The sequence below is a fragment of the Streptomyces flavofungini genome, from assembly GCF_041028215.1.
Taxonomy (GTDB): Bacteria; Actinomycetota; Actinomycetes; order Streptomycetales; family Streptomycetaceae; genus Streptomyces; species Streptomyces flavofungini_B.
Genome location: NZ_JASKYR010001047.1, coordinates 1 through 2,291, shown reverse-complemented (window position 1 = coordinate 2,291; position 2,291 = coordinate 1). Strand labels below are relative to the sequence as shown.

The window sequence follows — 2,291 nt, the reverse complement described above, 5'->3', positions numbered from 1 at the left end:
GCGGAGGACGCGGCACCCGGGCTGTGGAGCACGGCAGCGGGCGTGTCCGCGCAGACGACGGCCGTGGTCAGCCGTCTGTTCGTCGCGCCGGACGCGCGCGGCCACGGGATCGGCGCGCTGCTGATGGGCCGGGTGACACGGGAGGCGCGGGCGCGCGGGCTGCACCCGGTCCTCGACGTGGTCTCGTCCGACGCCTCGGCCGCCGCGCTCTACGAACGTCTGGGCTGGCGGTTCCTCGACGCCGTCGAGCGGGAGTGGCTGCCGGGGCAGCGGGTCACCCTGCGCTGCTACGCGGCCCCTCCGGCGGACTGACGCGGGAGGACGCGGCCCCTCCGGCGGATTCCACGCCCGCGAGGTCCCCGGCCGGTGCCGCCGCGCCGCCCAGTGCCGCCTCGGCCGCCGCCCGCAGCGCGTCCAGGAGCCCCCGCAGCGCGGGCCGTACCGGCGCACCCGCGCGGACCGCCGCCTGGACCGACCTGGTGGGCTCGGGGCCGCCGACCTCCCGTACGACGACGTCGGGGCGGTGTCCGGCCGCGAGGCCGAGGTCCGGGACCAGGGTGACACCGAGACCGGCGGCGACCAGGCCCTGCGCCGTGGCGTAGTCGCCGCTCTCCACCGCGAAGTCCGGGGTGAAACCGGCCGCCGCGCAGGCGTCGAGCACCGGGTCGAGGCACGGGCCCGGCGTCTCGCCCGCGATCCAGGGCTCGTCGGCCAGCTCGGCGAGGCCGATCACCACCCGCCCGGCCAGGCGGTGGCCGAGCGGCAGCACCGCGCGGTAGCGGTCCCGCAGGAGCGGGACGAAGCGGACGCCGTCCACCGGCGGCTCGTCCTCGCCCCTGACCACCAGCGCCAGATCGGCCCGCCGCGCCTTCACCTCGGGCACCGGGTCGTCGGGGTCCACCAGTTTCAGCTCCACCCGTACGCGGGGCTGGTCGCGCCGGAGCGCGGCGAGCGCCGGGGCGATCAGGGGTGCGCCCGCCGTGGCGAAGTACCGCACGCGGACGCTTCCCGTACGCCCCGCCCGCAGCTCGGCGATGGCGGTCTCCGCCTCTGCGGCATGACGGCCGATGACCGCCGCGTACTCGGTGAGGGTCCGGCCCGCCTCCGTGGGGCGCACCCCGCGTCCGGTCCGCTCCAGGAGGGCGATGCCCGCCTCCTTCTCCAGGGCCGCCATCTGCTGGCTGACGGCCGAGGGGGTGCAGCCGAGGTTGCGGGCCGCCGCGGTGACCGAGCCGCCGGCCACCACCGCCCGCAGGATCTGCATGCGCCGCATGTCGAGCATGCGGCCAGTATGCGGCCGATGAGCGCCTGAATGCAGCAGAGCTTAATTCTGAGTGCACTTCTTTTCGCTTGTCTTACAGGTTCGGGCGGAGGACCGTTTCCAGGGTCCCCGCACCGACCGCTCCCGACGGAGGCGAGCCATGTCCAACGGCCCCCGCGCCACCCTCGTCCGTATGGCCGTCCTCGCCCTGCTCTGGGGCTCCGGCTTCCTCTGGATCAAGCTGGCCCTGGCGGGCGGCATCGCGCCGCTGCACCTCACGATCGTCCGGTGCGCGCTCGGCGCCGCCGTACTGCTCGTCCTCGCCCGCCGGGCCGGACAGCGGATGCCGCGCGACCGCCGGGTCTGGGGCCATCTCGCGGTGGCCGCCCTGTTCTGCAACGCCCTGCCGTTCTTCCTGTTCGGCATCGGCGAGCAGACGGTCGACTCGGGAGTGGCGGGCGTACTGAACGCCACGACGCCCCTGTGGTCCATGGCCATCGGCCTGACGCTGCGCACCGAACGCCGCCTCGGTCCGCGCCGCCTCACCGGGCTGCTGCTCGGCTTCGCGGGCACCCTGCTGATCTTCGCGCCCTGGCAGCGGACGGGACTCATGAGCTGGGGCGCGCTCGCGCTGCTCGCCGCCGCGGTCAGCTACGCCGTCGCCTTCGCTTACATGGCCCGCCACCTCGTCGCCCGCGACTCCGCGCCGCTCGCGCTCTCCGCCGCCCAGCTCCTCACCGCGACGGGACTCACGACGCTCGCCCTGCCCGCGGCCCCCGGGGGCACGTCCGCACCGGCCCTGACGGGGATCGCAGCGGTCGTCGTCCTCGGCACGCTCGGCACGGGGATCACCTTCCACCTCAACTCCCGGCTGATCGCCGACGAGGGGCCGACCGCCGCCGCCACCGTCGGCTATCTGCTGCCGGTCGTCTCCGTGGCGCTCGGCGCGCTCGTCCTCGGGGAGGAGATCGGGGCGCGGGTCGTCATGGGCATGGCCGTGGTGCTCGCCGGGGTGGGGCTCACCCGGGGC

At 75.7% G+C, this 2,291-nt stretch carries 3 protein-coding genes; 2 read left to right on the top strand and 1 reads right to left on the bottom strand.

From position 1 onward, the window contains the following. A partial coding sequence (locus AB8Z36_RS38205) for a GNAT family N-acetyltransferase (RefSeq protein ID WP_369217967.1) occupies positions 1-312 on the top strand: 312 nt, incomplete at its 5' end. Here the strand turns inward: AB8Z36_RS38205 and AB8Z36_RS38200 are convergent. Then, on the bottom strand, positions 275-1,282 hold the full coding sequence (locus AB8Z36_RS38200) for a LysR family transcriptional regulator (RefSeq protein ID WP_369217966.1): 1,008 nt from the start codon (positions 1,280-1,282) through the stop codon (positions 275-277). The two genes, AB8Z36_RS38205 and AB8Z36_RS38200, sit on opposite strands and share 38 nt — an antisense overlap. A 139-nt stretch (positions 1,283-1,421) precedes the next feature. Between AB8Z36_RS38200 and AB8Z36_RS38195 the strand changes: the two genes are divergently transcribed. Continuing rightward, a partial coding sequence (locus AB8Z36_RS38195; RefSeq protein WP_369217965.1) for a DMT family transporter occupies positions 1,422-2,291 on the top strand: 870 nt, incomplete at its 3' end.